Origin of the sequence: Pasteurella oralis, from assembly GCF_042681465.1 — a bacterium.
Classification (GTDB): domain Bacteria; phylum Pseudomonadota; class Gammaproteobacteria; order Enterobacterales; family Pasteurellaceae; genus Pasteurella; species Pasteurella oralis.
The window spans coordinates 1-25,768 of record NZ_JBHUFP010000001.1; the positions used below are offsets into that span (position 1 = coordinate 1).

At 34.9% G+C, this 25,768-nt stretch carries 25 protein-coding genes; 9 read left to right on the forward strand and 16 right to left on the reverse strand.

Translation table 11 applies throughout. The features are described 5' to 3' along the window. Nucleotides 1-215: 215 nt before the first annotated feature. The 3 genes from hemG to ACFSAV_RS00015 are packed head-to-tail and all read right to left on the reverse strand — an operon-like array spanning nucleotide 216 to nucleotide 2,791. Nucleotides 216-728: a menaquinone-dependent protoporphyrinogen IX dehydrogenase gene (gene hemG, locus ACFSAV_RS00005; RefSeq protein WP_101775730.1), complete on the reverse strand. Its 513-nt coding sequence runs from the start codon at nucleotides 726-728 to the stop codon at nucleotides 216-218. Continuing rightward, entirely contained in the window at nucleotides 728-2,179 is a 1,452-nt protein-coding gene (locus tag ACFSAV_RS00010) for a TrkH family potassium uptake protein (RefSeq protein WP_379094729.1), read from the reverse strand. The genes hemG and ACFSAV_RS00010 overlap by 1 nt, the downstream gene beginning before the upstream one ends. A 3-nt stretch (nucleotides 2,180-2,182) precedes the next feature. Next, on the reverse strand, nucleotides 2,183-2,791 hold the full coding sequence (locus ACFSAV_RS00015; protein ID WP_379094733.1) for a YigZ family protein: 609 nt from the start codon (nucleotides 2,789-2,791) through the stop codon (nucleotides 2,183-2,185). Between the two features lie 77 nt (nucleotides 2,792-2,868). Here ACFSAV_RS00015 and tusA point away from each other — a divergent pair, with 77 nt between their 5' ends. Continuing rightward, complete coding sequence (gene tusA, locus ACFSAV_RS00020; RefSeq protein ID WP_101775727.1) at nucleotides 2,869-3,108, forward strand: sulfurtransferase TusA; 240 nt, start codon at nucleotides 2,869-2,871, stop codon at nucleotides 3,106-3,108. 62 nt (nucleotides 3,109-3,170) lie between these two features. On the opposite strand, the gene ACFSAV_RS00025 is transcribed toward tusA, so the two are convergent. From ACFSAV_RS00025 to zapB, 13 genes are all read right to left on the reverse strand, one after another. Further along, nucleotides 3,171-3,599, reverse strand: coding sequence for a F0F1 ATP synthase subunit epsilon (locus ACFSAV_RS00025; RefSeq protein ID WP_379094736.1), 429 nt, complete (start codon nucleotides 3,597-3,599; stop codon nucleotides 3,171-3,173). 40 nt (nucleotides 3,600-3,639) lie between these two features. Beyond that, nucleotides 3,640-5,013 (reverse strand): F0F1 ATP synthase subunit beta, encoded by a 1,374-nt coding sequence (atpD, locus tag ACFSAV_RS00030; protein ID WP_101775725.1) that lies wholly within the window; start codon nucleotides 5,011-5,013, stop codon nucleotides 3,640-3,642. A 17-nt stretch (nucleotides 5,014-5,030) separates the two neighbouring features. Continuing rightward, nucleotides 5,031-5,900: a F0F1 ATP synthase subunit gamma gene (gene atpG, locus ACFSAV_RS00035; RefSeq protein ID WP_101775724.1), complete on the reverse strand. Its 870-nt coding sequence runs from the start codon at nucleotides 5,898-5,900 to the stop codon at nucleotides 5,031-5,033. A gap of 25 nt (nucleotides 5,901-5,925) precedes the next feature. Continuing rightward, entirely contained in the window at nucleotides 5,926-7,467 is a 1,542-nt protein-coding gene (gene atpA, locus ACFSAV_RS00040; protein WP_379094740.1) for a F0F1 ATP synthase subunit alpha, read from the reverse strand. Nucleotides 7,468-7,479: 12 nt separating this feature from the next. Further along, nucleotides 7,480-8,013 carry a F0F1 ATP synthase subunit delta gene (gene atpH, locus ACFSAV_RS00045; protein WP_379094743.1) on the reverse strand — a complete coding sequence of 178 codons (534 nt, stop codon included), beginning with the start codon at nucleotides 8,011-8,013 and terminating at the stop codon, nucleotides 7,480-7,482. Between the two features lie 13 nt (nucleotides 8,014-8,026). Further along, the gene (atpF, locus tag ACFSAV_RS00050; protein ID WP_101775721.1) at nucleotides 8,027-8,497 is read right to left on the reverse strand and encodes a F0F1 ATP synthase subunit B; all 471 of its coding nucleotides are present in this window, start codon (nucleotides 8,495-8,497) and stop codon (nucleotides 8,027-8,029) included. 76 nt (nucleotides 8,498-8,573) lie between these two features. Continuing rightward, nucleotides 8,574-8,828, reverse strand: coding sequence for a F0F1 ATP synthase subunit C (atpE, locus tag ACFSAV_RS00055; RefSeq protein WP_049214366.1), 255 nt, complete (start codon nucleotides 8,826-8,828; stop codon nucleotides 8,574-8,576). A 56-nt stretch (nucleotides 8,829-8,884) separates the two neighbouring features. After that, complete coding sequence (gene atpB / locus ACFSAV_RS00060) at nucleotides 8,885-9,679, reverse strand: F0F1 ATP synthase subunit A (protein WP_379094748.1); 795 nt, start codon at nucleotides 9,677-9,679, stop codon at nucleotides 8,885-8,887. A 33-nt stretch (nucleotides 9,680-9,712) separates the two neighbouring features. Continuing rightward, entirely contained in the window at nucleotides 9,713-10,099 is a 387-nt protein-coding gene (locus tag ACFSAV_RS00065; RefSeq protein WP_379094751.1) for an ATP synthase subunit I, read from the reverse strand. Nucleotides 10,100-10,236: 137 nt separating this feature from the next. Beyond that, on the reverse strand, nucleotides 10,237-10,869 hold the full coding sequence (rsmG, locus tag ACFSAV_RS00070; RefSeq protein WP_379094755.1) for a 16S rRNA (guanine(527)-N(7))-methyltransferase RsmG: 633 nt from the start codon (nucleotides 10,867-10,869) through the stop codon (nucleotides 10,237-10,239). Beyond that, nucleotides 10,869-12,758, reverse strand: coding sequence for a tRNA uridine-5-carboxymethylaminomethyl(34) synthesis enzyme MnmG (mnmG, locus tag ACFSAV_RS00075; RefSeq protein WP_379094757.1), 1,890 nt, complete (start codon nucleotides 12,756-12,758; stop codon nucleotides 10,869-10,871). The genes rsmG and mnmG overlap by 1 nt, the downstream gene beginning before the upstream one ends. A gap of 518 nt (nucleotides 12,759-13,276) precedes the next feature. Continuing rightward, nucleotides 13,277-13,720 carry an FMN-binding protein MioC gene (gene mioC / locus ACFSAV_RS00080; protein WP_379094760.1) on the reverse strand — a complete coding sequence of 148 codons (444 nt, stop codon included), beginning with the start codon at nucleotides 13,718-13,720 and terminating at the stop codon, nucleotides 13,277-13,279. A 54-nt stretch (nucleotides 13,721-13,774) separates the two neighbouring features. Beyond that, nucleotides 13,775-13,993 (reverse strand): cell division protein ZapB, encoded by a 219-nt coding sequence (zapB, locus tag ACFSAV_RS00085; RefSeq protein ID WP_101775714.1) that lies wholly within the window; start codon nucleotides 13,991-13,993, stop codon nucleotides 13,775-13,777. 213 nt (nucleotides 13,994-14,206) lie between these two features. Between zapB and glpX the strand changes: the two genes are divergently transcribed. From glpX to ACFSAV_RS00125, 8 genes are all read left to right on the forward strand, one after another. Beyond that, nucleotides 14,207-15,220 carry a class II fructose-bisphosphatase gene (gene glpX / locus ACFSAV_RS00090; RefSeq protein ID WP_379094763.1) on the forward strand — a complete coding sequence of 338 codons (1,014 nt, stop codon included), beginning with the start codon at nucleotides 14,207-14,209 and terminating at the stop codon, nucleotides 15,218-15,220. 209 nt (nucleotides 15,221-15,429) lie between these two features. Then, nucleotides 15,430-17,850 carry a DNA topoisomerase (ATP-hydrolyzing) subunit B gene (gyrB, locus tag ACFSAV_RS00095; protein WP_379094766.1) on the forward strand — a complete coding sequence of 807 codons (2,421 nt, stop codon included), beginning with the start codon at nucleotides 15,430-15,432 and terminating at the stop codon, nucleotides 17,848-17,850. Nucleotides 17,851-17,918: 68 nt separating this feature from the next. Beyond that, nucleotides 17,919-18,776, forward strand: coding sequence for a DMT family transporter (locus ACFSAV_RS00100; RefSeq protein WP_379094769.1), 858 nt, complete (start codon nucleotides 17,919-17,921; stop codon nucleotides 18,774-18,776). A gap of 142 nt (nucleotides 18,777-18,918) precedes the next feature. Then, entirely contained in the window at nucleotides 18,919-20,667 is a 1,749-nt protein-coding gene (locus ACFSAV_RS00105) for an ABC transporter ATP-binding protein/permease (RefSeq protein WP_379094772.1), read from the forward strand. Next, nucleotides 20,660-22,318: a thiol reductant ABC exporter subunit CydC gene (gene cydC / locus ACFSAV_RS00110; RefSeq protein ID WP_379094775.1), complete on the forward strand. Its 1,659-nt coding sequence runs from the start codon at nucleotides 20,660-20,662 to the stop codon at nucleotides 22,316-22,318. The genes ACFSAV_RS00105 and cydC overlap by 8 nt, the downstream gene beginning before the upstream one ends. Before the next feature lie 172 nt (nucleotides 22,319-22,490). Next, nucleotides 22,491-22,988, forward strand: a complete 498-nt coding sequence (locus ACFSAV_RS00115) for a YbhB/YbcL family Raf kinase inhibitor-like protein (protein ID WP_379094778.1) — start codon at nucleotides 22,491-22,493, stop codon at nucleotides 22,986-22,988. 231 nt (nucleotides 22,989-23,219) lie between these two features. Next, nucleotides 23,220-23,774 (forward strand): DUF924 family protein, encoded by a 555-nt coding sequence (locus tag ACFSAV_RS00120; RefSeq protein WP_379094781.1) that lies wholly within the window; start codon nucleotides 23,220-23,222, stop codon nucleotides 23,772-23,774. Between the two features lie 222 nt (nucleotides 23,775-23,996). Beyond that, nucleotides 23,997-25,751: a ShlB/FhaC/HecB family hemolysin secretion/activation protein gene (locus tag ACFSAV_RS00125; protein ID WP_379094784.1), complete on the forward strand. Its 1,755-nt coding sequence runs from the start codon at nucleotides 23,997-23,999 to the stop codon at nucleotides 25,749-25,751. Nucleotides 25,752-25,768: the final 17 nt, after the last annotated feature.

Below are 25,768 nucleotides of genomic sequence, written 5' to 3' on the forward strand. Positions count from 1 at the left end.
CTTTATAAAACCACTTGTCATGCCTGACTTGCGGACGTGCATTATAGGCATTTATTTATCTCAAGCAAGTCCTTTTTTACTAAATAACCTCAAATTAAATTTAACTGCTATTTTTTTAGACAAAATAAATAATATTATCTGTTATTAAGGAGTGTATCACATTCGAAAAATGGCTTTTATCAAAACATCCCCATACAACGAATCGTTGATGCTGATTACTTCATTACATTAAACTGTTCTGCAAAATCTTTTACTTTATTCCAATTTGTATATTCAACTTCTTTCGTTGTATCCGTTTCACCCCCTGTTATTCTCATAATAAATTGAATCATCATACGATCAAAAAAATTATAACGAGGATAAAACAATGCTCCGGCAAATACTGCTTTTAAAGTTGGTTGCCATTGATTACGCAAAAAAAATTTTCTCACATAAACATTTGTTTCTGGCATATCTTTACCTTCTTTACGTGCAGTTAAGTTCACTCCAAAAAATGCTGTTCGTTTTTGATTTAAAAGTGCGGTATGTTTTTTGACAAATTTATCAAGTAGTGAATTAAAATGTCCATAACGTATTGATGCACCAATAATGATGTTATCAAAACTATCAATTTGTATATTTTCTGTTAATGCTTCAATACTAACATCGCCTAGTAAACACGAAGCAATATATTCAGCTATTTTTTTAGTTTGTCCATCTCGACTTGAGTATAAAATTAATGTTTTCATTATTCTTTCCAGAAAGCAGGGCTAAATAAAACAAGTAATGAAAAAATTTCTAAACGGCCACAAATCATAGCGAAAGTTAAAATCCATTTAGCACCATCAGGAATATTAACAAAATTACTACTTACTTGTCCCAAACCTGGTCCTAAATTATTTAAACAAGCAACAACTGCATTAAAAGCATCAAAAATATCAACACCACAAGCAATGACACCAAATAAACAGACTATAAAAACAAAAACATAAGCAGAAAAAAACGCCCAAATTCCTTCTAAAACTCGTTCAGGCACAATATTACGCCCTAATTTAATTGGATAAACTAAGTTTGGATGTACAAAGCGTTTGATTTCCCTATTCCACTGTAATGATAAAATCAAAATTCTTACCGCTTTTAAACCTCCTCCTGTAGATCCTGCACATCCTCCTACAAAAGATGAAAATAATAAAAGCATAGGAATGAAAGAAGGCCAATGTGCAAAATCAGCTGTGGTGTATCCTGTTGTTGTTGAAATAGATACTGCTTGGAAAGCTGCTTGCTCTAAGCTATTTTCATGTCCACCCCACCAAAGAAAGAGAAAACAAATCACAATAAGTGCAGTCTGAAAACTGATAAAAAACTTAAATTCTGAATCACGTAGATATATTTTAAGTGATTTACCACGTTTTAATTCTGAAAATGCGGCAAAATGTAATGCATAATTACAAGCAGAAATAAGTAAAAATACAATTGTAATAATATTAATTGCACTATTATTGAAATATCCCATACTTGCATCATGAGTAGAAAAGCCACCAATAGATACTGTTGAAAAACTATGGCTAATTGCATCAAATGCTGACATACCAGCTAACCAATAAGCTAATGCACAAAGAACAGTAAGAGAAGTATAAATAAACCATAAAATTTTGGCCGTTTCTGCTATACGTGGACGCATTTTTTGATCTTTCAGCGGTCCTGACATTTCAGCACGATATAGTTGCATACCCCCAATCCCTAAAAGAGGGATAATCGCAACTGCCAATACGATGATTCCCATTCCGCCCATCCATTGCAATAGTTGGCGATAAAATAGAATAGCTTTTGGTAAATTGTCCAATCCTGTGATATTGGTTGCACCAGTAGTTGTTAGACCAGAAAAAGATTCAAAAAAAGCGCCAGATAAAGTAAGGTCAGGCTTTTCAAATAGCATGAAAGGAATGGCGCCAAGGCTACCTAATACAAGCCAAAATGCAACAACAATAAAAAAGCCATCTCGAGAACGCAATTCTTCTTTATGATGATGACAAGGCCACCATAAAGATAACCCTACAATTGAGCTCATTACGAAAGTTTGTACAAATGCTTTACCACCACCATCACCATATAATAATGCAACAAAAGCAGGTGCTAACATAGTAATAGAAAAACACATAACTAAGATACCGACAATTCGGATGATCGACAATATTCGCACAAATTACTCTCTTTCTAATTGTAGTTGTCCGCTCGAACGTTCTATTATTTCTTGTTCAAAGAGCTTCAGTTTATCATCTCTAATACCTAACTCAAACTTTACGCTTTCGCTAAATGTCTGAGTATTAACTAATATTTCATATTTTTCAAACAATAATTGTAACCAGTTAATCTGCCCATAATCACATTGTATTTTATAATTTTCACGTCGTACTTTTAATGTTGTTTCTAATAGTAATAATGCTTGTTGGACACCATTATTATAAGCGCGTATTAATCCACCAGTTCCTAACAAAACACCGCCATAATAACGTACAACAACTGCACTAATTTCACCAATATGACTACCTTGTAATGCTGATAACATTGGTTTACCTGCTGTACCAGCTGGTTCACCATCATCAGAAAAACCAAGCTGCTGTGAGTCTATTGGTGAACCCGCTACTGCTGCCCAGCAATGATGGCGAGCATGTGGATGTAATACTTTAATTTCTTGCCAAAATGCTTTTGCTTCAACAATGCCTTCAACGTGACGCAAATAGGTAATAAAACGACTTTTCTTTATTTCTTCTTCAAAAATGACCGCACTTTTTGGGATTTTATATTCAATCATTACGTTTATTGAACTTTTAGGCTATTTGAGTTTGATGTATTATACCGCTTAAATTTATTCAAAAAACGATAAAATTCATGAGCGAAATTACTGTTACTCAAACATTGGACACTTTAGGTTTACGCTGCCCTGAACCAGTAATGTTGGTAAGAAAATATATCCGTTACTTACAAGATGGGGAAGTATTATTAGTGATTGCTGATGATCCAGCAACAACAAGAGATATTCCAAGTTTTTGCCAATTTATGGAACATACTTTATTAAAAAGTAAAGTAGAAAAAACACCCTTTAAGTATTGGGTGAAAAAAGGAAAATAATTGCCAATGAAAACAAAAGACCACTAATAAGTGGTCTTTGTTGTGTTCAAAGTGCGGTCTAATTAGCGTTTATTTTTTACTAATTTTTCTGTCAATTCATAAGCGCGTAGTTTTGCTAATTCTTTAGACAGTTTAGATGCTAACATTTCATAATTTGCATCACCATGACGAGAACGAATATTTTCTTCTGCACGTTTTTTCGCAGCTAAAATACGATCACCATCAAGTTCATCACCTCGAATTGCTGTATCAGCTAATACAGTAACGATATTTGGCTGAACTTCTAAAAAACCACCTGAAACATAAACAACTTCTTCTTTACCATCTTCAAGAGTAAGCTTAACAATACCCGGTTTAATTGCGGTAAGTAATGGGGTATGACCTGCTAAAATACCAAGTTCACCCTCAATACCCGTTGCCTGAATACTCTTTACTGGACCAGAAAATATTTGCTGTTCCGCACTAACTACATTTAAATTAAATACTGACATATACTCTCCCTCAAGCCTGGTTAGTTGCTTTCAGAAGCAATTATAATTTAGCTGCTTTTTCTAATACTTCATCAATGGTGCCTGCCATATAGAACGCTTGCTCTGGGATATGGTCATATTCACCCTCTAAAATACCTTTAAAGCCACGAATTGTTTCTTTTAATGGTACATACTTACCTGGTGTACCATTAAATACTTCCGCTACGAAGAACGGTTGTGATAAGAAACGTTCGATCTTACGCGCACGTGCTACCACTAATTTATCATCTTCTGATAATTCATCCATCCCAAGAATTGCAATGATATCTTTTAATTCTTTATAGCGTTGTAATGTTGTTTGTACACCACGAGCCACGTTGTAATGTTCTTCACCAACAACTAATGGATCTAATTGACGAGAAGTTGATTCTAATGGGTCAACTGCAGGATAAATACCTAATGATGCTATTTGACGACTTAATACAACTGTTGAGTCTAGGTGCGCAAAAGTTGTTGCTGGCGATGGGTCAGTTAAGTCATCAGCTGGCACATAAACCGCTTGAACAGAAGTAATAGAACCTGTTTTAGTTGAAGTAATACGTTCTTGAAGTACTCCCATTTCTTCTGCTAGCGTTGGCTGATAACCTACTGCAGACGGCATACGACCTAACAATGCGGATACTTCAGTACCAGCAAGAGTATAACGATAAATATTATCAACGAAGAATAAGACGTCGCGACCTTCATCACGGAATTTTTCCGCCATTGTTAAACCTGTTAGTGCTACACGTAGGCGGTTACCTGGTGGTTCATTCATCTGACCATAAACAAGAGAGACTTTATCTAATACGTTAGAGTCTTTCATTTCATGATAGAAATCATTACCTTCACGCGTACGCTCACCTACCCCTGCAAATACAGAGTAACCAGAGTGTTCAATCGCGATGTTACGAATTAATTCCATCATATTAACGGTTTTACCTACACCTGCCCCACCGAATAGACCAACTTTCCCCCCTTTTGCAAACGGACATACTAAGTCAATAACTTTAATTCCCGTTTCTAAAAGTTCAGTACTGTTAGATTGTTCTTCATAACTTGGTGGCGCACGGTGAATAGACCAATTTTCTTCTGCACCAATTGGGCCTTGTTCATCAATTGGCTCACCTAATACGTTCATAATACGACCCAATGTTTTTGTCCCCACTGGTACAGAAATTGGGCTATTCGTGTTAGTTACTGTTAAACCACGTTTTAAACCATCAGATGATCCCATTGCGATACAACGAACAATACCGCCACCTAATTGTTGTTGAACTTCAAGGACTAAACCTGTTTCAACATTTAAGGCATCATATACTTTTGGTACCACATCTTGTGGGAATTCAACGTCAATAACCGCACCGATGATTTGTACAATTTTTCCAGTTGCCATTACCGATCCTCTATTTGTTAAATTGCTGCTGCACCAGCAACAATTTCATTTAATTCATTTGTAATACTTGCTTGACGAGCTTTGTTATACACCAACTGTAACTCATTGATTAAATTACCTGCATTATCAGTTGCTGCTTTCATTGCTACCATTCGAGCTGCCTGCTCAGAAGCCAGATTTTCTACTACCGTTTGATAAACTTGAGACTCTAAATAGCGGATAAGTAATGAATCAAGTAATACTTTTGCATCAGGCTCATATAAATATTCCCAAGCCTGTTGTTTTTCAGCTAATTTATCATCTTCTAATTCAGGTAAAGGTACAAGCTGTTGTAAAATCGGTTTTTGCGACATTGTATTAACAAACTTATTGTAAACAATATAAATCGCATCAACTTCACCTTCTTTGTAGGCATTAAACATACCATTTGCAACACCAAGCAATTCTTCAACTGATGGTGTATCACCCATACCTGAAAGTTGACCTCTTACTTTCATACCAATAGATTGGAAAAAACTAATACCTTTAGAGCCAATTAAACCTAGTTCTACTCCAACATTTTGTTCTTTCCATTTTTTTATTTCGGTCATTGCAGTTTTAAATAAATTAACATTTAAACCACCACATAAACCCCGATCAGTAGAAACAATTAAGATACCAACTTTTTTAATTTCACGTTCAATCAAAAACGGATGTTTGTAACCAATACTGGCTTTAGAGACATGACTGATCACATTACGTATTGCAACAGAATACGGACGTGAAGCAGACATACGTTCTTGCGTTTTACGCATTTTTGAGGCAGCAACCATTTCCATCGCTTTGGTAATCTTTTGTGTACTTTTTACACTCGCGATTTTGGTTCTTATCTCTTTAGCACCTGCCATCTTGTCTCTCCATTAAAGCGTTAACTTACCACGCACTATTTGCTTTGAAGCTATCTAAAATGTTTGCCAATGACTCTTTAATTTCATCATTGTAATTACCAGATTGAGTTAATTCACGCATAAAATCTGCATAGTTGTGGTTAGCATACTCTAAAAGAGCTGATTCAAATGAACCAATACGATCTAATTCAACTTCATCTAAATAACCAAATTCCACTGCAAATAACACTAATGCCTGCTGTGCTACTGATAATGGAGAATATTGTTTTTGTTTCAATAATTCAGTTACTTTTTGACCATGTGATAATTGTTTACGTGTTGCATCATCAAGGTCAGAAGCAAATTGAGCAAAAGCAGCTAATTCACGATATTGAGCAAGTGCAGTACGAATACCACCAGCTAATTTTTTCACTACTTTAGTTTGTGCAGAACCACCTACACGGGATACCGAGATACCTGGGTTTACCGCAGGGCGAATACCTGAGTTAAACAAGTTAGATTCTAAGAAAATTTGACCATCAGTAATTGAAATTACGTTTGTTGGAACGAATGCAGAAACGTCACCAGCTTGCGTTTCAATGATTGGAAGTGCAGTTAAAGAACCAGTTTTTCCTTTCACTTCACCATGAGTAAAACGTTCAACATATTCTTCATTTACACGTGAAGCACGCTCAAGTAAGCGAGAATGTAAATAGAAAACATCGCCAGGGAAAGCTTCACGACCAGGCGGACGACGTAATAACAATGAAATTTGACGATAAGCTACAGCTTGTTTTGATAAGTCATCATAAACAATTAATGCATCTTCACCGCGATCACGGAAATACTCCCCCATTGCACAACCAGAATATGGTGCAAGGTATTGTAATGCAGCAGATTCAGATGCTGAAGCAACAACAACAATAGTATTTTGTAACGCACCATGCTCTTCTAATTTACGCACTACGTTAGCAATTGTTGAAGCTTTTTGACCGATAGCAACATAGATACATTTAATACCTGAATCACGTTGATTAATAATAGCATCAATTGCTAATGCTGTTTTACCTGTTTGACGGTCACCGATAATTAATTCACGTTGACCACGACCGATTGGTACCATTGAGTCAACAGCTTTATAACCAGTTTGAACAGGCTGGTCAACAGATTTACGATCAATAACGCCTGGCGCAATCACTTCAACAGGTGAAAAACCATCATTAGCAATTTCACCTTTACCATCGATTGGTTCACCTAATGTATTTACTACACGACCTAATAAACCTCGTCCGACAGGTACTTCTAGGATACGACCAGTACATTGAACTTCCATTCCTTCTGCTAAATCAGCATAAGGACCCATTACTACCGCACCTACAGAATCTCTTTCAAGATTCAGTGCCATAGCATAACGATTACCTGGTAATGCAATCATTTCACCTTGCATTACTTCACTTAAACCATGAATGCGGATAATACCATCACTCACAGAAACAATTGTCCCCGTATTGCGAGCTTCACTCACTACGTCAAATTGGGCAATGCGTTTTTTAATCAATTCACTAATTTCTGTAGAATTTAGTTGCATCTTTTATTCCTCTTATAATTGCAGCTCATTTGCTAGACGAGCAAGTTGTCCACGACTACTGCCATCAATCACAAAATCATCTGTACGAATAATAACTCCAGCAATCAATGAGCTATCTAAGCTACAATTTAATTTAACTTTACGAGCTAATCTTTTTTCCATTGCTGCGGCAATTTTTTGCGATTGCACCGCATTTAATGGTTGAGCTGATATGACTTGAACTTCTACTATTTTTTGATGTTCTTCAACATAATGTTGAAATTCTTGATAAACCGCAGGAAGCACTGTTAAACGCTTGTTTTCAGCCATTAACCTAATAAGATTTTGCCCATATTGATCAAGCTGGTCGCCACAAATCGATATGACAGTATTAGCAAGTTTATGAGCAGAAAATGAACTATTCAAAAATGTTTGCATTGTTTCATCTTTAATTAATTCAGATGAAAAGTTTAACATTTCTGTCCATTTTTCAACCGCACTTTGCTCTACTGCAAAATCAAAAGCTGCTTTGGCATAAGGGCGAGCTATTGTAGTTAATTCTGACATAAGCCCAACCTTCTTATAGTTCTGCAACTAATTTATCGATAATGTCATTGTTTGCCGCTTCATCAACTGTACGACCCACAATTTTCTCAGCACCAGCAATAGCAAGTGATGCAACTTTAACGCGTAATTCTTCTTGAACACGTTTACGTTCAGCAGCAACTTCAGCATAGCCTTGTTCAATAATCTGAGCTTTAGTCGCTTCAGCTTCTGCTTTTACTTCTTCTAAAATTTCATTACGGCGTTTATTCGCTAAATCAATGATCTGTTGTGCTCGCACTTTAGCATCAGTAATTTCTTGCTCTACTAAAGCTTTAGTATCAGCCTGTTCTTTTTTTGCTGCCTCAGCAGATGCAAGCGCATTTGCAATCGCACGCTGACGCTCTTCAATCGCTTTAATAATTGGTGGCCAAACAAATTTCATACAAAACGTAACGAAAATTGCAAAAGCAATAAGTTGACCAATTAGTGTTGCATTTAAATTCACAACCACTCCTCCCTAATAATTATTGTTTACATTACTCAATATGAGTAATTATTTGCTGTTATTTGCAAACCAACAATTATTTTAATAACTCGATGAATGGGTTAGCAAAGATAAATAACAACGCAATACCTACAGCAATCATTGAAATCGCATCTAAAAGACCCGCAACGATAAACATTTTAATTTGTAAGCTACCTGCTAACTCAGGCTGGCGAGCTGATGACTCTAGGAATTTACCACCTAAGATAGCAAAACCTAATGCAGTACCTAATGCAGCAACAGCAAGAAGAATTGCGGATGCGATGATTGTTGTAGTAATTACAGTTTCCATAATGTTCTCCATAAGATTGAAATTTAGACCTTAAGGTCCGTTTTGTTTATAAAAAATTAGTGTTCAGTTTTGTTATAGCCCATACTCAAATAAACAACTGTTAGCATCATAAAAATAAATGCTTGTAGTGTAATAACTAGAATATGGAAAATTGCCCAAACTAAATGCATAAAAACACCCATTGAATTTAAAGCGAAATTATTTGCCATGTACATTACAGCAATCAAAATAAAGATAAGTTCACCTGCATACATATTACCGAAAAGACGGAATGCTAAAGAAACAGGTTTTGCTAATAATGTTACTGACTCAAGTGCTAAGTTAACGGGAATTAACAATGGATGATTAAATGGATGAAGTGTGTATTCTTTCACAAAACCACTCATACCTTTTGATTTAATGGTATAGAAAATAATTAAAAAGAATACGCCAATAGAAAGACCTAATGTACTGCTAATATCTGCTGTAGGCACAGCTCTTAAATATTCGATACCAAATAAATGAGCTAACTGTGGTAAAAAATCAACTGGGATTAAATCTATTGCATTCATAATGAATACCCAGCAGAAAATGGTTAATGCTAATGGACCAATAGTACCACGCGGACCTTGAAAATTTTCTTTTACAATACTATCAACCCAATCAACCATAATTTCAACAAAACATTGCAATTTGCTTGGTACACCAGAAGTGGCTTTTTTTGCTACGCGTGAAAAAATAAAAAGAAAAATGATACCTGAAACAAGAGAGAAGAACAGTGTATCTAAATGAACATGCCAAAAAGAATCGCCTGTTGTAAGGAACGATAAGTGGTGGCTAATATATCCAGCTGTTGTTAGTTCTGCTGCCATAATTATTCCTTTTAATAATATTTTGTGAAAATTCTATATTTTTAAGTAGTTATCAACCAAAAACGGAAGAATGTTATTCAATACAATCGCAATAAAATAACCACTAAAAAATGCTATAGGCTGCATTGAGGAAAAGAGTTTAAATGTTGCAATAATGCAGACAATCGTTAATAGGAACTTTATTCCTTCCCCATAATAAAAATAGGTTATTTTATTAGAAAACTGTTGTTTTTTTCTAAAAAAAACTAAAAATACAAAAACACAATACGGCAAAAAAATAGCCATCGCACCAAGATAAAAAGAAGCAGCTATTTGCCATTGCCAACTCATTAAAATGAGTGCTGTTATAAGCAAAATAAGGCTTTCAATAGTGAGTGATCTTTTATATTTTTTCTTTGCCTGTGCTATTACTCTAGACATTATTTATTCTGCTTTCTTGGTAAACAGCTAAATCAAAACAAAATTATGCCAGATTATACGCTAGTTTTAGTTTGATTAGAAATTAAAAAATGTGAAACAGATCACAAAATTATATTTTTTAAACATTTATTTAAAATTTAATTAACAATTACTAAATGCCTTTCTCCCACAAGGGCCGGCACTTGTAATTTAATCACTTGTTTAAGTGTAAATTTAGCTTCTAATTCAAGCACTTCTTGTTGATGGTAAATCCCTTTCAGTGCATAAAAACAACCTTGTTGATTTGGTAGATGTTGACACCAATCAGTCATATCTTTTAGCGAAGCAAATGCTCGGCTTAAGACGCCATCGAATAATTGTTCTGGTTGATAATCTTCAACACGACTTAATATAGGTTCCACATTGGTAATCCCTAACTCACGCAAGGCATTACGAATAAAACTAATTCGTTTACCCAAGCTATCTAACAATACAAAATATTTATTTGGATTAATAATCGCTAAAGGCAAGCCAGGCAAACCTGGACCAGTACCAACATCAATAAAGCGTTCGCCTTGTAAATAAGGACTCACCACTATACTGTCTAAAATATGTTTAACTAACATATCCATTGGATCACGTACTGAAGTCAAGTTATAAGCTTTATTCCATTTGTGTAAAAGCAAAACTAACTTTACTAACTGCACTTTTTGTTGATCGGTTATCGAAAGTGCGGTCTGTTTTAACAAAATTTCAAGTTTTTTAACTAATTGCTGTTCAAGATTAAGCATCATTCACCACGTTTTAACATACCCTGTTTTTTCAAGTTAACGAGCAAAATTGAAATTGCAGCTGGAGTGACGCCTGAAATACGTGAAGCTTGTCCAATAGACACGGGACGATGTTGTTCTAATTTTGATCTCACTTCATTAGATAACCCTGATACAATTGAATAGTCAAAACTATCTGGGATCACTGTGTTTTCATGACGTTTTTGACGCTCAATTTCTTCTTGTTGATGTTCAATATAACCCTGATATTTAATAGCAATTTCCACTTGCTCTACCGCTTCTTTATCTTCCATTGCAGGTTGGAATGGTGTAAGTGTAGTTAAAACTTGGTAGTTTATTTCAGGACGACGTAGCAAATCCTCACCATTAGCCTCACGTACTAATGGACTACTTAGCAGTTGGTTTACTTCTGTAAGGTATTCTGAACGTGGGTGCAGCCAAATTTGACGTAAACGTTGACGTTCTAATTCAATATTTTCCATTTTCTGGTTAAATCTTGCCCAGCGTTTTTCATCAATTAAACCAAATTGACGTGCGATAGGTGTTAAACGGCTATCAGCATTGTCCTCACGCAATAATAAGCGATATTCTGCACGAGAAGTAAATACACGATAAGGCTCTTTTGTACCTAAGGTACAAAGATCATCAACAAGAACACCAATATATGCTTGATCGCGACGTGGGAACCAAGCTTCTTTTTCTTGTACAAATAACCCCGCATTAATTCCAGCTAGTAGACCCTGTCCTGCTGCTTCTTCATAACCTGTAGTACCATTAATTTGACCAGCAAAAAATAAGCCTTTGATTTCTTTAGTTTCCAATGTTGGTTTAAGATCACGTGGATCAAAGTAATCATATTCAATTGCATAACCAGGTTTAATAATGCGGGCTTTTTCCATCCCTTTCATCGAATTAACGATCTTCATTTGTACATCAAAAGGTAAACTCGTTGAGATCCCATTTGGATAGATCTCATTGCTGGTTAACCCTTCTGGTTCAAGATAGATTTGGTGAGAACTACGTTCAGAAAAACGCATTACTTTATCTTCAATCGATGGACAGTAACGTGGACCAATTCCTTCAATGATCCCAGCATACATTGGACTGCGATCTAAATTATTACGGATCACTTCATGGGTTTGTTCATTAGTATGAGTAATAAAACACGGAATCTGTTGTGGATGTTGATTGACTGATCCCATAAATGAAAATACAGGTAATTGTTTATCACCATGCTGTTTTGCTAACACAGAAAAATCAATCGTACGTGCATCAATACGCGGTGGTGTGCCTGTTTTTAGACGATCTACACGCAAATTTAGCTCTCTTAAACGTTCTGCTAACATCACAGAAGCAGGATCACCAGCACGTCCACCAGTGTAATTTTCTAAACCTATATGGATCTTGCCAGATAAAAAAGTACCTGCTGTCAGAATTACTGATTTGGCTTTAAATTTCAGTCCCATTTTAGTCACAACACCAGCGACTTGATCTTGTTCTAAAATAATATCTGTAACCTCTTGTTGAAAAATATCAAGATTTTCTTGATTTTCTAAAGCAATACGGACTGCTTGGCGATATAAGACACGATCTGCTTGAGCACGAGTAGCACGCACTGCCGGACCCTTACTGCTATTTAAAGTACGAAATTGAATCCCTGCTTGATCTGCTGCAGTTGCCATTAAACCACCCATGGCATCTATTTCTCTGACTAAATGACCTTTACCAATTCCACCAATTGCAGGATTACAAGACATTTGACCTAAAGTATCAATATTGTGAGTCAATAGTAGCGTTTTTAATCCCATTCGTGCTGGTGCAAGTGCAGCTTCTGTACCTGCATGACCACCGCCAATTACAATCACATCATAATTTTCAGTATAAAACATAATAACCTTTTAGTAATTCATTTTGCGTTGCGATCTTTTGATCCGCTTTAACTGGGGCGTTATTCTACTGAAATTTAACCTTGCTTGAAAGTAACATTTTTGATTGGTTAGATGGGCGGATCTTGTATTGGATCATGTGTTAATAAAATAAAGATCTTTTTATATAAAGAGATCTTATTATTAATGTTATTACGATCTTTTTTATTGTGAGTAAGATCGTTTTTTTATTATTAATTAAATAGTTAGATCCTTTTTTAGCATGTTAAGATCTCTAATTTAAATCATTAATATCTTGTGTATAAATATCGGTTTTATCCACAAGTTAAATTTAAGACTATTCTATTCATTGTATAAATACAGGTTTTTTACAGATTAATTGAAAGTTATCCACAGGGAATTTAATTTTTCTAATTATTATTTTCTATAACAAAAAAATGATAATTGAGGAAAGAGAAAGAGAAAGAGAAAGAGAAAGAGAAGTGATAGGAGTTTGTATAATTTCTATCACTTTTTATTAATTAAAGTTGTTGAGTGAAGGTAGGTAACCACTGTTCTGCAGTTTGTTCAGGATCTGTAATATGTAACATATCCATCTTTAAGGATGGACAAATTTGCATAGCTTTTTTGCTAAGTAATATTTGTTCCACCTGATTTACTGCATAGCAAAAAGTATCGTAATCCGAGTTACCTAGTCCGATCACCGCAAAACGTAAATCATTTAATGGAATATTTTGCTGCATTAATTGTTCAAATAAAGGCTTGATATTGTCAGGTAATTCGCCTGCACCATGTGTTGAAGTGACAACTAACCAACATTTTTCCTCAATAATATCAGTAAGGTTAGGACCATGCTCTAAATGGATAGGATAACCCTGTTGCTGTAATACCTCTGCAATATGCTCTGCAACATATTCAGCACCACCTAAAGTACTACCTGTGATAAGACAAATTTGAGATTTCATCATTTTTTCCTAAAAATAAGGCTTAGAATGACTAAGCCTTACTTTCAAATTGAATTAAACGTTATCAATTTTACCTAATAATGAACGTAAACGTTCTTGCCAGTTTTGATGTTCACTCTTTAATTGCTCATTTTCATTGCGTAATGCATCATAAGCTTGTTGTGATTGATTATTTTTTTCTTTTAATTCTTCAATTTCTAATTGAAGCAATTGAATAGTTTCAACTGCTTGTTTAATTTTTTCTTCTAGTTGATCTAAAATTTCTAAAGACATAAAAGCTTCCTCTACTATGTAATAAGTTTAGTTATTCTACTCTAGTTAACTTTGATTGTTAAACAGATGAATAAACTTTCTCTGCAACATTAACATAATTTCTAAGCTCATTCGAAAAAATTATTATCATTTTTTTATTTTTAATTACGCAATCGATTGCGAGGTGCTAGAATAATGCCGAATTTTGATCAATCAGAACAAAGGATAAATAATATGAATAGAGCGTTAGCCATTGAATTTTCAAGAGTTACTGAAGCTGCAGCATTAGCTGGGTTTGCTTGGTTAGGGCGTGGTGATAAAGAAGCGGCAGATAATGCGGCAGTACAAGCAATGCGTTTAATGCTAAATCAAGTTGAAATGGTTGGTGAAGTGGTCATTGGAGAAGGAGAAATTGATCAAGCACCTATGCTGTATATTGGTGAAAAAGTAGGTATGGGAAAAGGTGAAGAAGTTTCTATTGCCGTTGATCCAATTGAAGGAACAAGAATGACAGCGATGGGTCAGGCTAATGCTTTATCTGTACTTGCTGCTGGTGGTAAAGAGACATTTTTAAAAGCGCCTGATATGTATATGGAAAAATTAGTGGTTGGTCCAGAAGTGAAAGGGATGATTGATTTAAGTTTACCTTTAGAACAAAATTTGCGTCGTGTTGCATCTAAAATGGGAAAGCTTCTTTCTCAATTAACCGTGATTACTTTGGATAAACCTCGTCATCATGAAACGATCAAAAAAATGCAGCAATTAGGCGTGAAAGTACTTGCCATTCCTGATGGTGATGTGGCAGCTTCCATTTTATGTTGTTTACCTGATGGCGGAGTAGATATGTTATATGGTATTGGTGGTGCGCCAGAAGGGGTCATTGCAGCCGCAGCAGTACGTGCTTTAGGTGGTGAAATGCAAGCACGTTTATTACTTCGTCATCAAGTAAAAGGTAGCACCCCTGAAAATCAAGCGATTGCAGCAGATGAAATTCGCCGCTGTCAGGAAATGGGGATCGAAGTAAATCAAGTATTGAAATTAGAAGATTTAGTTCGTGATGATAACTTAGTTTTTTCTGCTACAGGGATTACAAATGGGGATTTATTAAAAGGCATTCATCGAAAAGGTAATTTAGCTACTACTGAAACTTTATTAATTCGTGGTCGTTCACGTACTATTCGCCGCATTCAATCTGTGCATTATTTAGACAGAAAAGATACCGCACTTTATCGTATTATTGGTGCTTAAAAGTAAAGGATTCAAATGATATAAGCAGACACTTAAGTGATCTGCTTTTTATTAGATACTCTATTAGTGTGACAAAAAACGGTTTGTTCTAAAATTTTTCTATTTCAATTAAAAAATCAATCAAAACTCACCGCACTTATCTTTAGCCATTCTGCTAAAAATTTGCTATAATTGCAGCAATTTTTTACGCTTTTGAAAAGAGAGAAACAATGTCAAATAATACCCCTGAAAATTATGGTGCGAATAGTATTAAGGTCTTAAAAGGGCTTGATGCAGTACGTAAACGTCCTGGTATGTACATTGGGGATACAGATGATGGCACAGGTTTGCATCACATGGTATTCGAAGTGGTGGATAACTCTATCGATGAAGCTTTAGCTGGTTATGCCAAAGATATTACAGTAACTATTCATACGGATAATTCGGTGTCGGTACAAGATGATGGACGAGGGATTCCTGTTGATATTCATCCAGAAGAAGGTGTTTCTGCTGCTGAAGTTATCATGACGGTATTACATGCAGGTGGTAAATTTGACGATAATTCCTATAAAGTTTCTGGTGGATTGCATGGTGTAGGGGTTTCTGTTGTTAATGCTCTTTCTGATAAATTGCAGTTAACCATTCGTCGTCAAGGTAAAGTACATGAGCAGATCTATCGTTTAGGTGAACCTGAAGCGCCATTGGCGGCGATAGGTGAAACAGAGCAAACAGGCACATCTGTTCGTTTCTGGCCAAGCCCAACCATTTTTAATAATATTGAATTTGAATATGACATTTTAGCTAAACGCTTACGTGAATTATCATTTCTAAATTCAGGTGTTTCTATCAAATTATTTGATAAACGTAATGACAGACAAGATCATTTCCATTATGAAGGGGGAATTCAAGCCTTCGTCGAATATTTAAACCGTAATAAAAATCCAATTCACCAAAAACCTTTTTATTTTTCGACAGAAAAAGATGGTATAGGTGTGGAAGTATCCATGCAATGGAATGATAGTTTTAATGAAAATGTCTATTGTTTTACCAATAATATACCACAACGTGATGGTGGGACGCATTTAGCAGGCTTTCGTGGTGCTCTGACCCGTAGTTTGAATAACTACATGGACAATGAAGGACATAATAAAAAATCGAAAGTTGCCACTTCTGGTGATGATGCTCGTGAAGGTTTAGTGGCTATCATTTCAGTGAAAGTACCTGATCCAAAATTTTCTTCACAAACTAAAGATAAATTAGTGTCTTCTGAAGTGAAAAGTGCGGTTGAATCGGTGATGAATGAATATTTACAGCAATATTTATTGGAAAATCCGTCTGACGCTAAAATCATTGTAGGTAAAATTATTGATGCTGCGCGTGCGCGTGAAGCAGCACGTAAAGCACGTGAGATGACACGTCGTAAAGGAGCATTAGATTTAGGCGGTTTGCCAGGTAAACTTGCTGACTGCCAAGAACGCGATCCTGCTTTATCTGAACTTTATCTAGTGGAGGGGGATTCAGCAGGTGGTTCTGCGAAACAAGGGCGTAACCGTAAAAACCAAGCGATTTTGCCATTAAAAGGGAAAATCCTAAACGTAGAAAAAGCACGTTTTGATAAAATGTTATCTTCGGCAGAAGTAGGAACATTAATTACTGCATTAGGTTGTGGGATTGGTCGTGATGAATATAATCCAGAAAAATTACGCTATCATAGCATTATTATTATGACTGATGCGGATGTGGATGGTGCGCATATTCGTACTTTATTATTGACTTTCTTCTATCGTCAAATGCCAGAATTGATTGAACGTGGACATGTCTATATTGCTCAACCGCCTTTATATAAAGTGAAAAAAGGTAAACAAGAGCAATATATCAAAGATGATGAAGCGATGGTGCAATATGAAGTTGCTCTGGCATTAGAAAATGCAGCACTTTATGTTAATGAAAATGCGCCGGCAATGAATGGATTAGCCTTAGAAACATTAGTGTCAGAATATAATGCACTTCAGAAAATGATTGTCCGTTTAGCACGTCATTATCCAGAAGCCGTGTTAAAAGAGCTTATCTATCATCCAGAATTAACTACCGAATTAATGGCACAAGAAAATGCGGTAGAAACTTGGATTTCAACATTAGTTGAAAAATTAGCGGCAAAAGAAACTAATGGTAATCATTATAGCTATCGTCTGGTATTTAATAATGAACGTCATTTATATGAAGCCGTATTAACAGTACGTACACATGGAATTGACACGGATTATTTCCTGAATTTCCAATTTGCCACAGGTAGTGAATATGCGCGTATTGTGAAATTAGGCAAACAATTAGTTGGTTTGATTGAAGAAGGCGCTTATATCACACGTGGTGAACGTAAACTTGCTATTACTTCATTTGAGCAAGCGATTGAATGGTTAGTGAAAGAATCACGTCGCGGTTTGATGGTACAGCGTTATAAAGGATTAGGTGAAATGAACCCTGAGCAACTTTGGGAAACTACAATGGATCCAAATGCACGTCGTATGCTAAAAGTATCTATTAAAGATGCAGTGGCAGCAGACCAATTGTTTACTACGTTAATGGGCGATGAAGTGGAGCCACGCCGTGAATTTATCGAAAGTAACGCATTACATGCAAATTTAGATATTTAAAAAATTTCATTTCAATCTATCAAAGTGCGGTTAAAATAAATCCAATTTTAACCGCACTTTTTTATCTCATGTTTTATCAAATTCTTGCATTATGTATTTGGGCGAGTTCTCTCGTTGCTGGTAAATATGCATTTACTATGCTTGATCCTGTATTAACAGTTCAAGCACGGTTAATCATTATTTCATTCCTTATCTTTCCATTATTTTTACGCCATTGGAAAAAAGTAGATAAACACTGGCACAGCCAATTATGGTGGCTTAGTTTTATTAATTATCCAGTAATTTTTCTCTTGCAATTTATTGGCTTGAAATATACTTCAGCAGCAAGTGCAGTCACTATTATTGGTTTAGAACCATTATTGATTGTTTTTATTGGTCATTTCTTTTTTCAAGATAAAGCCAGTTGGTATCATTGGTTATTTGGTATGATTGCTTTTTTGGGTGTAGCCATGTTAATTATTGGCGGTGAAGATACGGGTAAAATTAGCCTACTGGGTCGTAGTTTAGTGTTATTGGCGGGTATTTGTTTTTCTGCGAGTTTGCGTTGGACTAAAAAGATGATTGTGCAGATTACCGCGCCTGCTTATACGGCTATTTCAGTCGTGTTAGGTGCAATAACTTGTTTACCTTTTACATTGATATTAACACAACATTGGCAAGTAAATTGGAATTGGCAAGGTATTGGTGGATTACTCTATCTTTCTATTTTCTGTAGCTGGATTGCTTATTGGCTATGGAATAAGGGACTCAATGCTACACACACTAATTTGACGGGATTATTAACCGCACTTGAACCTATTTTTGGTGTATTTTTAGCCATTATATTATTAGATGAATCAATTTCGTTATTATCTTGGTTTGGTATTGTTGTCATTATTAGTGCAACATTAGTGGCAAGCCTTATACCTAAATTAGGTAAAGAATAATTTCACTTATTTTATTGTTTGAATAGCCAGTAAGTTTGAACAAACTTGCTGGCTTTTTAGCTATTTTTAATAAAATCAATTCTCATTTATGTTAAAATAGCACACTTTGATTTGAACCAAGATTTTTAAGGACAAACATTTTATGATGATCGATAAACGATTGATAAATACGGTATCTGATAGCAAAAAATGGATTGCTAAAACCGTCTTTTGGAATTGGATAGTATTAGTTGCTGGTATTATCAGTGCTGTCGTTTTTGCGCTTTGTTTAGAACAAGCTTTTGAACAAACGTTAACTTTAGCAGGTGCGGTCAGTTTTGGTATAAATTTGATTGTAGCTTTAGCAATACGTGCATTTGCGAGTAAAAAATCAGTACAGGCTTCTTATCAAGCAAGTACGAAAGTAAAACATGAGTTACGTACACTAATTTTTCAAAAATTGGCCGCTATGCCATTGAGTCAAGTCAATCAACAATCAACATCATCTATTATTCAAGTCGCCTCTGAAGGAGTTGAACAACTTGAAATCTATTTTGGACGTTATTTACCTCAACTTTTTTATAGTCTACTTGCTCCTCTTACGTTATTTATCTTCTTAGTTTGGTTTAATGCGCCCACCGCTTTAATTTTATTAGTTTGTGTACCGTTAATTCCAATGTCGATTATTGCAGTAAATAAAATAGCCAAACGCTTGTTACATAAATATTGGTCAATTTATGTGGGGCTAGGTAGTAGTTTTTTAGATAATTTGCAAGGTTTAGTTACTTTAAAAATCTACCAAGATGATGATTACAAAGCTAAACAAATGGATATTGAAGCCGAAAAATTTCGTACCATTACGATGAAAGTTCTTACTATGCAGTTAAATTCTGTTTCTTTAATGGATTTACTTGCTTATGGTGGTGCAGCAATTGGCATTTTAACTGCATTATTACAATTCCAAGCGGATCATTTGAGCATTTTTGGAGTGATTTTATTTATCTTACTCGCCTCAGAATTTTTCATTCCATTACGTTTACTTGGTTCTTTTTTCCATGTAGCGATGAATGGTAAAGCAGCCTCAGACAAAATTTTTACTTTGTTAGATACGCCAATCGAAACTCATGAAAGTGCGGTGGATTTTAAAGCAGAGAATTCAGTACGCGTAGATATTCAAAATTTACACTTTGCTTATTCTCCTGAAAAATTAGCTATTAACGGTTTAAATTTGACTATTGAACCGAAGCAATTAACCGTATTTGTTGGTAAAAGTGGTTGTGGTAAATCGACATTAGTATCGTTATTGATGGGCTTCTATAGCGCACAACAGGGCAAAATTTTATTTAACCAACAAGAAATTCAAACCTTAGAACGCCATTCTTTCTATCGTCATGTGTCATTAGTGAGCCACAGTTCTTATATTTTCAAAGGGAGTTTGCGTGAAAATATGCTAATGGCCAATTTAAAGGCGACCGATCAACAAATTTACGCTGTACTCGAACAAGTCAATCTCGCTAACTTTGTGCGTGAAAATGGTGGTTTAGATATGCCATTGTTAAGCCGCGGTAGTAATTTATCAGGAGGACAAATTCAGCGTTTAGCTTTGGCTCGAGCTTTGTTGCACGATGCAGATTTATATATTTTTGATGAAGCAACCAGTAATATTGATGTAGAAAGCGAAGAAATCATTTTGACTTTTATTCAACGATTAAAAGCAGAAAAAACAATCATAATGATTTCTCATCGCTTAGCCAATGCAGTGCAAGCCGATAAAATTTATGTGTTACAACAAGGTAAATTAGCAGAGCAAGGCAATCATCTTGAGTTAATGGCGCAAAATAGCATTTATGCAGACATGTTTAATCAACAAAAGAATTTAGAAAATATCAGACAAGGAGGTGAGCATGCGTAAAAATGGATTTGTCATCATGTGGCATTTGCTTAAATTAGTTACACCATTAGCGCATATCATGACTTTTACTATTGTGATGGGGGTTCTCGGCTTTCTAGCTGCAATTTTCATTATGGTATTAGGCGCAATGGGATTAGTTAATCTACTTCAATTCCCAACCCATCTTGATTTTTCACAAATTTTGACTGCACTTATTGTACTTGCCGTAGCACGAGGTATTTTGCGTTACCTCGAACAAATGTCAGGACATTATATTGCCTTTAAATTATTAGCGTTGTTGCGTGATAAAGTTTTTACTGCATTGCGTAAATTGGCTTTTGTTAAGCTGCAAGGTAAACAATCAGGACAATTACTTTCTTTAGTGACTAATGACATTGAATTACTCGAGGTTTTCTATGCGCATACTATTGCGCCAATTATGATTGCATTTTTAACTTCAGGTATCTTATTAGCTATCTTTGCTCATATTTCGTTGTGGTTTACCTTCATTGCTTTTTTAGCTTACCTGACTATCGGTTTAATTTTACCGATTATCACCACTAAAATGGCGCGTGAAGATGGACGTGTTTATCGAGAGTTAGTCGGTGAAATGAATGATTATTTCCTTGATAGCATACGTGGTATGAAAGAGTTGCAACTTTTTGGCAATGAACAAGAACGTTTATCAGGTATTCACCAACGTAGTAAAAAGATCGATCAAGCATTCTTAAAAATTAAGCAACAAGAAGGTAAAGTTCGTTCTTATACTGAAATTGCCGTTTCAGTATTTAATATTTTAATTTTATTCACTGGACTTACTTTGTTCTATAAGCAACAAATTAATTTTGCAGGTTTATTAATTGCGGTAATTTTATTAATGTCGAGCTATGGTCCAGTCATTGCATTAAGTAACTTATCTAATAACTTATTACAGACTTTAGCTAGTGGTGAACGTGTTTTAGGTTTATTAAGTGAAGAACCGCATTTAAAAGAGGTGATAAAAGGGCAAGATTTATCAGATGTCACTCAACTTGAAATAAATAATCTCAGTTTTGCTTATGAAGATGAACATATTTTATCGAATGTGAATTTATATTTAGAAAAAGGCAATATTTTAGGTATTCATGGACGCAGTGGTAGCGGAAAAAGTACGCTATTAAAGCTAATCATGCGTTTTTATGATCCACAAACAGGTCATATTCGTATTAATAATACTGATTTAACTCAAATTAATACGATGAATTTACGCGATAATATCGCTTATATCACCCAGCAAACTTACATTTTCAATGAAACAATTTATGAAAACATTGTGATGGCAAATCGTTCTGCTTGCAAAGAACAAGTGATTGAAGCAGCAAAAAAAGCCTCAATTCATGATTTCATTATGAGTTTACCTGAAAGTTATGATACTAAAATCACCGAATTAGGTAACAATTTATCTGACGGCGAAAAACAGCGTATTGGCATTGCTCGTGCGTTTTTACATAATGCGCCAATCATTTTACTTGATGAGCCAACCAGCAATTTAGACAGTTTAAATGAAGCAATTATTTTACAATCTTTGTTGAATGTAAAAACAGAAAAATTGATTGTGTTAGTCAGCCATCGTGCGTCTACTATGGCAATTTGCGATCAAGTCATTCATATTGAAAATGGTAGAATGTCGTAAGTCATATTAAGTTTTTATTTTCAATCTAAAGTAAAAGAGCGGTCTGTTTTTCAATATGTTAGAAAGCAGATCGCTCTTTAATCTACTTGTAAAAGCAAATAATCTAGCGAAATTTTCATCAATTCTAGTTATAGTAGAAACTGCTTGTTTAACACAAACGTAAGGAGAAACGATGAAAGTAATCAGTTCTGCCATTAAAAATGGTGTATTTGAAGACAAATATGGTAAGCGAGGTAGCCAATTTAGTCCGAATGGTATGCCGACGTATTCAATTCCTTTTGAGATTAGCGATGTTCCTAAAGGTACACAATCTTTTGCAGTCGTGTTAGAAGATAAAGATGCCATTACAGCAAGTGGTTTTGTTTGGATTCATTGGTTAATTGCTAACTTAGAACGCACATCAGTACAAGCGAATGAAAGTCAAACCGCAACCGATTACATTCAAGGCGCTAATTCTTGGGCGAGTGTATTAGGTAAATTTGAACTTGCAGAAGCTTCTTTTTATGGTGGAATGGCACCACCGAATTGTCAACATCGTTATGAATTGATTGTGTATGCTTTGGATTGCAAATTAGATCTGGAAGCAGGCTTTCGCTTTAATGATCTTCATTTTGCGATGCAGGGGCATATTTTGGATCAAGCAGTTGTGATGGGTACTTATGATGTTTAATCAAGAGTAAGTTTTCTTGCTACTATTTTAACTTATTCTTTTTGTAAGTTTTGTTATATAAAGAGCGGTCTGTTTTTGCAAAATTTTACAGAAATACACTGCACCTTGTTTCGGAATATGATTGTACGGTTTATTTGACTGGTAATATATAAATCATGTTTAAACAAAGTACGATCTAATAAATGCTATCTTATTTAACGTAGTATTTAAATCCTTTAAAAAGGAAATATTATGATAAAAATTCATCCTGATGCCCAAGCTGTACTTGACTTTTGGTATAGCGAGGAAAATAAAGTAAATTGGTTTGTTAAATCAGATCAATTTGATCAAGCTATTCGAGCACAATTTGCTCAAATATTAGAGCAAGGTAGTCGTGGTGAACTAGATAGTTGGCGCACGACAATTCAAGGTCGTTTAGCTGAAATTATTGTGCTAGACCAGTTTTCACGTAATCTTTATCGCAATACACCACGTGCATTTGCACAAGATACAATGGCATTAGTGTTAGCACAAACCGCAATTGAATTGCCTGAATTTATGTCGTTGAGTGAATCAGAAAAACATTTTATTTTAATGCCTTATATGCATTCAGAATCAGCTTATATTCACCAAAAGGCAGTTGAATTGTTTGATAAATTTACTAATCCAGCGTTGTTGGATTTTGAAATTAAACATAAAGTAATTATTGATCGTTTTGGGCGTTACCCACACCGTAATGCCATTTTAGGACGTCAATCAAGTGCTGAAGAAATTGACTTTTTACAACAACCCAATTCTTCATTTTAATTATTAGATTTAAATAATAAATAACCTCCTTATAAGGTTCTTACTCTTTTAAGGAGGTTTATTTTTATAAAATATAAAATAATTGTAGTTATTGTAGAAATTAGATATCGATCACAATTTGATTAAAAATAGTTTTAAACTCTTGTTTTTGTATAAATAAAAAGCTATAACTTTTTGTAGAATTATAAATAATAAACAAATCCTTTGTGTATGGTATAAGAAATGCTTTTGTTTAAACCTCCTACAAAAATAACTTTTCCTTTATTATTCATTCTCTATTCTAATTTTTCTCTTGCTGACAATTTACAAGCCGAATCTATTCGTATTCAGCAACAACAAAAACAACTTGAGCAAGTCTTATCGAAGACACAGGATATTTATCTGTCACAAATAGATAGCAAACAAGAAATATTTCAATTAGGGCAACATGAGACTCCTTGTTTTGCTATTCAGCAATTTAATCTTGTGGGAGAGAAAGCCGATCAATTTTCTTTTCTATTAAATAAAATAATTAAAAAATCCCAATTTAAATCTGGTATGTGTCTTGGTACTCAATCCATTCAATATTTGCAAACATTGGCACAAAATATAGTGATTGATGAAGGGCTTGTCACTACCCAGCTTTATATTACACCACAAGATTTAACAACAGGTACGCTGCGTTTTTCAATAGAGCCAGGTTATATTAGTAAACTTAAATTTAATCAAAACGGTGCACAATTAAATACATTAGGTCAATATGCGACTTTTCCCGTGAATCGACAAAAGATTCTGACTTTATCTGAGCTAGAGCAAGGGCTTGAAAATTTACGCCGTTTATCTGGCGTAGAAGCGACTATTCGGATTGAACCTGCTACTGATATGCTGGGAGAAAGCAATGTCATTGTTGAGCGTTCTCAATCAAAAAGTTGGTTTTTAACCTTAGGAATAAATGATGCGGGAAGTAAAACCACGGGAAAATACCAAGGCAATATTAGCTTACAACTTAATAACTTACTTGGGATGAACGATCTTGTTTATGCAGCATATAACCAAGACTTAGGTCATCATAAAGTCAGTTATGTTGATCGTTTTGGTAAAAAAACAGACAGTGGTACACAAGGTTATAGCCTGCATTATTCAGTGCCATTTGGTTATTGGTTATGGTCAATTAATCATAGTTATCATACCTATAATGAAGCCACTGAAGGTTATTATATTAACTACGATTATAGTGGTAAAACCTATAATACTAATATGAATTTAAGCCGTCTGATTTTTCGTCATAAACAACATAAAACGACTTTAGGCATGAAGTTATGGCGTTTAAGAATGTATAAATATATTGATGACGCAGAAATTGAAGTACAGCGCAGACAAATGGGCGGTTGGGAAGCTAATTTAGCTCATCATATGCAATTAGGTAGAGCAATAATTAATGCTAATGTGAGTTATAAACGTGGTACAGGGCTATTTAATAGTCAACCCGCCCCAGAAGAATTTAATGATGAACATGATGCTATTCCAGGCACCTCCCGTATGAAGATAATTAATGCAGCATTAGATATTGCCATCCCTTTTCAATTGTTTAAACAACCTTTTTCGCTAGACAGTAGTTTAGCGTTGCAATGGAATAAAACACCATTAATTCCACAGGATAAATTGTCTATTGGCGGGCGTTATACTGTCAGAGGATTTGATGGTGAACGTAGTTTAGCTGGTGAAAAAGGTTGGTATTGGCAAAATAACGTTAATTGGCATTATTTAGATCATCATCGTATTTATTTTGGTGTTGATGTTGGGCGTGTATCTGGGCGTAGTACGCAAGGACTGCCTGAACAAAAATTAGTTGGTGCAGTTATTGGTGTTGCTGGACATTTTTTGTTATTCAATGGGCAATTACAATATCAATTTTCTTTGGCAAAACCTTGCGATAAACCAACAGATTTCCGTACAGCAACAACTACTTATGGGTTGAATTTAAGTTATCGTTATTAATTTATTTTAATGATTAA